General features: G+C 72.1%; 6 protein-coding genes. 4 read left to right on the top strand and 2 right to left on the bottom strand.

The window, feature by feature from the left end:
- Together ABT336_RS19490 and ABT336_RS19495 are read left to right on the top strand one after the other, a co-directional pair.
- Nucleotides 1-1,281 (top strand): thymidine phosphorylase, encoded by a 1,281-nt coding sequence (locus ABT336_RS19490; RefSeq protein WP_350898034.1) that lies wholly within the window; start codon nucleotides 1-3, stop codon nucleotides 1,279-1,281.
- Nucleotides 1,282-1,378: 97 nt separating this feature from the next.
- Nucleotides 1,379-2,059, top strand: a complete 681-nt coding sequence (locus tag ABT336_RS19495) for a DUF4272 domain-containing protein (RefSeq protein ID WP_350898035.1) — start codon at nucleotides 1,379-1,381, stop codon at nucleotides 2,057-2,059.
- A 5-nt stretch (nucleotides 2,060-2,064) separates the two neighbouring features.
- On the opposite strand, the gene ABT336_RS19500 is transcribed toward ABT336_RS19495, so the two are convergent.
- Nucleotides 2,065-3,015 (bottom strand): putative RNA methyltransferase, encoded by a 951-nt coding sequence (locus tag ABT336_RS19500; RefSeq protein ID WP_350898036.1) that lies wholly within the window; start codon nucleotides 3,013-3,015, stop codon nucleotides 2,065-2,067.
- Between the two features lie 173 nt (nucleotides 3,016-3,188).
- On the opposite strand from ABT336_RS19500, the gene ABT336_RS19505 reads away from it, so the two are divergent.
- The gene (locus tag ABT336_RS19505) at nucleotides 3,189-4,271 is read left to right on the top strand and encodes an adenosine deaminase (protein WP_350898037.1); all 1,083 of its coding nucleotides are present in this window, start codon (nucleotides 3,189-3,191) and stop codon (nucleotides 4,269-4,271) included.
- A gap of 10 nt (nucleotides 4,272-4,281) precedes the next feature.
- Here ABT336_RS19505 and ABT336_RS19510 read toward each other — a convergent pair whose 3' ends face one another.
- A complete protein-coding gene (locus ABT336_RS19510; protein WP_350898038.1) occupies nucleotides 4,282-4,731 on the bottom strand; it encodes a hypothetical protein in 450 nt (149 codons plus the stop codon).
- Between the two features lie 385 nt (nucleotides 4,732-5,116).
- Between ABT336_RS19510 and ABT336_RS19515 the strand changes: the two genes are divergently transcribed.
- Nucleotides 5,117-7,228, top strand: a 2,112-nt coding sequence (locus tag ABT336_RS19515) for a sensor histidine kinase (RefSeq protein WP_350898039.1), incomplete at its 3' end; no start/stop codon positions are given.

A 7,228-nucleotide genomic window follows, 5' to 3' on the forward strand; every position in this document is an offset into this window, starting at 1 on the left:
ATGGGTACTTTCACTGCTGTCGACGTGATCCGCGCGAAGCGCGACGGGGGTGTGCTCTCCGACGGGCAGATCGACTGGGTGGTGGACGCCTACACCACCGGTCTGGTGGCCGACGAGCAGATGTCCGCGCTGGCCATGGCGATCCTGCTCAACGGGATGACCGGCCCGGAGATCGCCAGGTGGACCGCGGCGATGATCGCCAGCGGGGAGCGGCTGGACCTGTCGGCGGTGCCCCGACCCACAGTGGACAAGCACTCCACGGGCGGTGTCGGCGACAAGATCACGCTGCCGCTCACCCCGCTCGTGGCGGCCTGCGGCGGTGCCGTCCCGCAGCTGTCCGGGCGGGGTCTCGGACACACCGGCGGAACCCTCGACAAGCTGGAGTCGATCCCCGGCTGGCGGGCCTCCCTGAGCAACGACGAGTTCCTCGGCCAACTGCGCGACGTCGGCGCGGTGATCTGCGCCGCCGGCACCGGCCTCGCCCCCGCCGACCGCAAGCTGTACGCGCTGCGCGACGTCACCGGGACCGTCGAGGCGATCCCCCTGATCGCCAGCTCGATCATGAGCAAGAAGATCGCCGAGGGGACCGGGGCGCTGGTACTCGACGTGAAGGTCGGCTCCGGGGCGTTCATGAAGTCCGTCTCCGACGCCCGGGAGCTGGCCCGGACGATGGTCGAGCTGGGCGGGGCCCACGGGGTCCGGACCGTCGCCCTGCTCACCGACATGTCCATCCCGCTGGGCCGGGCTGTCGGCAACGCCGTCGAGGTCACCGAGTCGGTGGAGGTCCTCGCCGGGGGTGGCCCCGCCGACGTCGTGGAGCTGACCGTGGCCCTGGCCCGGGAGATGCTCGACGCCGCCGGGCTGCCCGACGCCGACCCGGCCGCCGCGCTCGCCGACGGGCGGGCCATGGACACCTGGCGGGCGATGGTCCGCGCCCAGGGCGGGGACCCGGACGCCCCGTTGGCCACCGCCAACGAGGTGGAGGTGGTGGTGGCCGACACCGACGGGTACGTCGCCGAGGTCGACGCGTACGCCATCGGGGTGAGCGCCTGGCGGCTGGGTGCCGGCCGGGCCCGCAAGGAGGACCCGGTCAGCGCCGCCGCCGGGGTGGTCCTGCACCGGCGACCCGGGGACCGGGTCCGGGCCGGGGAGCCCCTGTTCGAGCTGCGCGCCGAGCACGCCGGTCGGATGCCGGCCGCGCTCGCCGAAGCCACGAGGGCGGTTCGCATCGCCGAGGCTCCGCCGCCGGTCGAACCCTTGGTGATCGAGCGGATCGGCTGAGCGGGGCGACAGCGGTGCGGGTAGGGCAAACGGTAGTATTCCCTGTCCAGGGGGGACAGGCCGGCACCGGGACGACGTCAGACAGGGGTCTTGAGCAGTGACCGTACCTGCCCCCGATCCACGGGCCGTGCGTGAGGCGAGCCTGGAGGAACTGGACCGGCTCGGGCTTCCCCGACCGCCGACGAGCTTCCCCCTGGTGTGGGAGCCCGGCGACGAGATCGAGCTGCGCCCGACCGGGGAGATCGAGGCCCGGATCGCGGTCCTGCACCTGATCCTGGCGCGCTGCTTCGGCATGTCGGCCGAGGAGGCGATGAGCTGGCTGCTCGGCTCCAAACTGGTGGAGATGCTCACCCCGCCGGAGTGGCAGTTCGTGGTCGGCGGCAAGGGTGACCACCGCTCCTTCGTGCTGCACCACGACGCGCTGTTCTCCCTGGCCTGGGTGCTGGGCCTGAGCAAGCAGCTCGACCCCCGTCTTCCGGTGGACGACCGGCTGCTGGACCGGATGCCGCAGATCTCCCGGGGGGAGACCTTCGACCAGTGGCGGGGTCGGGTACTGGCCGCCCCGCAGCACCCCGCCGACGCCGCCGCCCTCCTCGACCTGCACTACTGCCTGGACTGGGCGTACCTCGAACTGGAGGAGGTCGGGGGGACGCTGCCCGGCGTGGTCGACGCCAACGCGATCGGTCAGCGCCGGTGGGCGCTGGAGTGGGCGGTGGTCCTGCGCGGCCCGTACCACGACGAGCCCCCCGGCTGGGAAGAGGTCGACCTGTCCACCTGAGACCCTCAGCGGGGACGGTGGACTGTGAGGTCGACGGCGAGGGTCACCTCGACCGGGTCGGGAAGGGCCGCGATCCGTTCGGTCAGGCGGGCGGGGGCGAGGTGTCGGGCGCTGGGTCCCATCCCGACCAGGGTTGCCACCTCGGCGTGGGTCAGGTGCAGCCGGTGGCGCAGCGGCGTCACGTCGACCTCGGTGAGATGGGCGGACAGGCTCTCGGCGACCCGGTCGGCCTTCGTGGGGTCGACCCGCAGCAGCCCCAGCGGGCCGACGAGTTCGATGAGGTGGTCCCCGGCCGGGGTCACCACCAGGAGCGTCCCCTCCGGGTGCAGCACCCGCCGGAACTCGGCACCGTTGCGCGGGGCGAAGACGTTGAGCAGCACCGCGACGGCTCCGTCGGCCAGCGGCAGCCGCTGCCAGGTGTCGGCCAGCGCCGCCGTCGCCCGGGGATGGACCCGGGCGGCCCGGCGCAGCGCCGGCTTCGAGACGTCGAGGCAGAGACCCACCGCCCCGGGCAGCGCCGCCAGCACCGCCGCCAGGTGCCGGCCGGTCCCCGCCCCCGAGTCGACCACCAGCGGGTACGCCCCGTCCATCGGCTCGGCCCTGTTCATCGGGTGGGACGTGTTCGTCGGGTCGGCCCTGTCCACCGGGTGGGGGGTGTTCGTCGGGTCGGGGGTGTACGGAAGCCGGTGCAGGGCGGTGGTGGCTGCGGCGGCGAGGGCGGCGGAGAGCGGTTCGTAGTGCCCGGCGGCGAGGAAGTCGTCCCGGGCGGCCACCATCTCGGACGTGTCCCCGACGTGCGGAGCGCGACCGGTGAGCAGGTTGACGTACCCCTGTCGGGCCACGTCGAAGCTGTGTCGACCCGGGCAGCGCAGCATCCGGGAGGTCCCGGCGGTGACCTCGGTGAGCGGCTCGGCGCAGACCGGGCAGCGCAGGCGGGCGACGACGTGCGGGTCCATCCCGGTGATCCTCCCAGCCGGTACGACCGGGCGCGCAGGCGGAGGTGGCACCGGCGTGGCGACCGGGTCGCGGGCGGTGGCACGGCAGGAGCGGGGGTGACGGTGGAGGCGGCACCGGCGTGGCGATGCTCGGCGTGGGTGGCGACGTCGCAGGATCTGACTAGGGTCTGGCCATGGGTGCGATCTCACACGAGGACATCGTCCAGGCTCCGAAGGCCTTGCTGCACGACCACCTCGACGGCGGGCTGCGACCGGCCACCGTCGTCGAGTTGGCCGCCGAGGTGGGGCACGAGCTGCCCAGCACCGATCCGCAGACACTGGGCAGGTGGTTCGTCGAGGCGGCCGACTCCGGGTCCCTGGAGCGGTACCTGGAGACGTTCGCCCACACCGTCGCCGTCATGCAGACCAGAGCGGCGCTGCACCGGGTGGCCGCCGAGTGCGCCAAGGACCTGGCCGCCGACGGGGTGGTCTACGCCGAGGTGCGGTTCGCCCCCGAACAGCACCTGGAGCGGGACCTGACCCTGGACGAGGTGGTCGAGGCGGTGCTGGCGGGGTTCGCCGAGGGCAGCGCGGCGGCGGCTGCGGCGGGCACCCCGATCCGGGTCGGCACCCTGCTCACCGCGATGCGGCACGCCGCCCGTTCCCAGGAGATCGCCGAGTTGGCGGTCCGGCACCGGGACGCCGGGGTGGTGGGGTTCGACATCGCCGGGGCCGAGGCCGGGTTCCCGCCCACCCGGCACCTGGACGCCTTCGAATACCTCCAGCGGGAGAACTTCCACTTCACCATCCACGCCGGTGAGGCCTTCGGGTTGCCGTCGATCTGGCAGGCGATCCAGTGGTGCGGGGCGGACCGGCTCGGGCACGGCGTACGCATCGTCGACGACATCACCCCCGGCGAACCGCCGGTGCTCGGCAGGCTCGCCGCGTACGTCCGGGACAAGCGCATCCCGTTGGAGCTGTGCCCCTCGTCGAACGTGCAGACCGGGGCCGCCCCCTCGATCGCCGAGCACCCGATCGGGCTGCTGCGGGACCTGCGGTTCCGGGTCACTGTCAACACCGACAACCGGCTGATGAGCGGCACCTCCATGTCGCGGGAGATGGCGCTGCTGACCGAGGCGTTCGGGTACGGCTGGCGGGAACTGCAGTGGTTCACGATCAACGCGATGAAGAGCGCCTTCATCCCGTTCGACGAACGACTGCGGATCATCGACGAGGTGATCAAACCGGCGTACGCGAAGCGCCTGTCCGGCTCCTGACCCCCGGCGGTCAGGCGTTCGGGGTCGGACAGTGCCGGGGCTGCACCGTGGTGGTGCCCGGGTGGTCGGTGACCATCCGGGCCACCCGCCGGAGCACCACCCCCGCGCGGGCCGCCTCGGCACCCAGCCCCACCTGTCGGCGCAGCACGGCGGGCTCGGACCGCAGGAGGGTGAGCCCCCGGTGCAGCAGGACCCGGGGGGCCTTGCGCTGTTCGGCCAGGTCCCGGGCGAGGCGACGGAGGAAGGTGGCGCCCCGGGGGCGGCGAAGCGCGTACGCCCCGGCCAGCACGCCCTCCCGGCGGCACTCCTCGACGATCTCGGCGGCAAAAATACCTTCGGCCACGAAAAGTGGCGACCTGGTGAGATCCAGTGTCCGGGTGTCCACCCGTCGGTCCGCGCCGAGCGCATAAACCGGCACTTCGGCCTTGCCCTCCCGGGCCAGACGGGCGATTGTTGCCACCGCCGCCGTGCGGTCCCACGACCCTGGCGAATCCCAGTCCACCGCTCCGTTCTGACGCGGCAACGTAGGGTCATCGCCGTCCTTGTAGAAGTCGTCCAAACTGAGGACAGGAAGTCCCGTTCGGCGCGCTATGTACGACTTTCCGGACCCGGACGGGCCTGCGAGGAGGACGACGCGGCGAAGATGTTCCATTACCTTGGGTGACTCCGGTCAGACGGATTGCGATCAAATTGCATCAACATCTCATCACACCCTGCGTGACGGCCAGCCTGGGCTTTCGTCCCGAGGGGGCGACGTGGTGGAATCTCGGAGGTCCGACCCGCCGGGTCGGTCGCTGCGCGTTGCCCAGGCGACGCGTCGACACTGTGATCGCGAGGGCGGTGACGTGAGCAAACGACCAAAGGCGGCGGGCTCCTTGCGGTCTCGGCTGCGCCCCGCCGGGCGCCTCCGTGACCTGCCGATCTGGTCCAAGCTCGGCCTGATCATGATCGTGCCGACCATCGCCACAGTGGTCGTCGGCACGAGTGGGCTCATCGACCACCTCGAATCACTCAACAGCGCCAGCCGGGCCGGTGACATGGCCAGCCTGACCGGCTACTCCGGCGACCTGGTCAACGCCCTCCAGGACGAGCGCACCTCGGCGGTGCTCCTGCTCGGTGCCCCCGACGGGCCGGCGAAGGAGCAGTACCGGGAGTCCTTCGCCCAGGTCAACAAGCGGGCCGAGGACGCCAAGGAGCCGTACGCCCGGCTCCGGTCCGAGTTGGAGGAACTCCCCGCGAACCTGGAGGGGCTGCTCGAACGGATCGACCAGAACCTCGGCGACCTGTCGGGCACCCGCAGCCAGGTCTCCAACGGCGGGATCCGGCTCACCGACGCGGCCCGCACCTACGAGGTGCTGATCAAGGACCTGCTCGACATCCGGGACTCGGCCGCCCAGATCTCCGGCGACGGTGACCTCGGTGAGCGGATGCGCGCCGCCTCGGCCATCGCCCAGTCCAAGGAGTGGCTCTCCCAGCGGCGGGTGGTGGTGCACCGCGCCCTCATCCAGCAGTCACTCACCCCGGCGCTGCGCGAGGACTACATCGCCACCGGCACCGGCCAGCAGCAGTTCCTGGAAACCTTCTTCACCGTCTCCACGCAGGCGGAGGAGGAGTTCTACACCCAGACCGTCGCCGGCCCCGACCGGCGCGAGGCCGACAACTACAACGGCTGGATCAAGAGCAACACCTCGCAGAGCATGGCCGGGGCACCCTTCGGGCCGGACCAGTGGGACGCGGCGATGACCGCCAACGCCAAACTGATCAGGAACGTCGAGGCCCGGCTCGACAGCGACGTGGTGCAGCGGGCCGACGAGATCCGCGCCGACGTGCAGCGTCAGGTCTTCCTGGAGACCGGCCTGCTGCTCGGCATGCTGTTGCTGGCCATTCTCTTCGCGTACCTCGTCGCCCGGTCGATGGCCCGGTCGCTGCGCGAACTGCGGCAGGGCGCCCTCGACATCGCCCAGCACGGACTTCCGCACGCGGTGGCCCGACTGCGTGACCCGCAGGTGACCGGGCAGCTCTCCCCGACCCAGCTGGCCAACCAGATCGCCGAGCCGCTGCCGGTGCGCAGCAAGGACGAGTTCGGCCAGGTGACCGAGGCGTTCAACGCCGTCCACCTGGAGGCGGTACGAACCGCCGCCGAGCAGGCGGCGCTGCGCGCGTCGGTGGCCACCATGTTCGTCAACCTGGCCCGCCGGTCGCAGATCCTGGTCGACCGCCTCATCGGTCACCTCGACCGGTTGGAGCGGGGCGAGGAGGACCCCGACCGGCTGGCCGAACTGTTCCAGCTCGACCACCTCGCCACCCGGATGCGCCGCAACGACGAGAACCTCCTGGTGCTCGCGGGTGCCGACTCGACCCGGGTGCAGCGGGAGCCGGCGGCGCTCATCGACGTGCTCCGGGCGGCCCAGTCCGAGGTCGAGCACTACACCCGGATCGAGTTCGGCGTGATCGACCGGGACATCGAGGTCGCCGCGCACGCGGTGAACGACCTGGTGCACCTCGTCGCCGAGCTCTTCGACAACGCCACCGCCTTCTCCCCGCCGGACTCGCAGGTCATGGTGGAGGCCCGCCGGGTCGGCGAGACCGCGTCGCTCTACGTCGAGGACCGGGGCATCGGGATCAGCCCGGAGCAGCTGACCGACCTCAACGAGCGGCTCGGTACGCCGCCGCAGGTGGACGTGGCCGTCTCCCGGATGATGGGCCTGGTCGTGGTCGCCCGGCTCGCGTCCCGGCACGGTGTCCGGGTCGAGCTGCGTCCCGGTGCCGACCGGGGAACCGTCGCCGACGTCACCCTGCCCACCTCGGTCCTGACGCCCCGGGCGATCAACGGCCGCCAGGGACAGGCTCCCGCCCTGCCCGGCTCGGCGGGTGGACTCCTGCCCGGCACGATGCCCCCGCCCGCGCTGGGTCCGGCCGGCGGCGGTGCCCTCGCCGCACTGGGCAGCGGTCCGGCC

It is taken from the genome of Micromonospora sp. NPDC000207 (genome assembly GCF_040300925.1).
Classification (GTDB): Bacteria; Actinomycetota; Actinomycetes; order Mycobacteriales; family Micromonosporaceae; genus Micromonospora.

Bases quoted from the DNA above. Each gene is read 5' to 3' on its own strand.
- ABT336_RS19490 (WP_350898034.1), top strand. From the start codon at position 1: ATGGGTACTTTCACTGCTGTCGACGTGATCCGCGCGAAGCGCGACGGG.
- ABT336_RS19500 (WP_350898036.1), bottom strand. From the start codon at position 3,015: ATGGACCCGCACGTCGTCGCCCGCCTGCGCTGCCCGGTCTGCGCCGAG.
- ABT336_RS19505 (WP_350898037.1), top strand. From the start codon at position 3,189: ATGGGTGCGATCTCACACGAGGACATCGTCCAGGCTCCGAAGGCCTTG.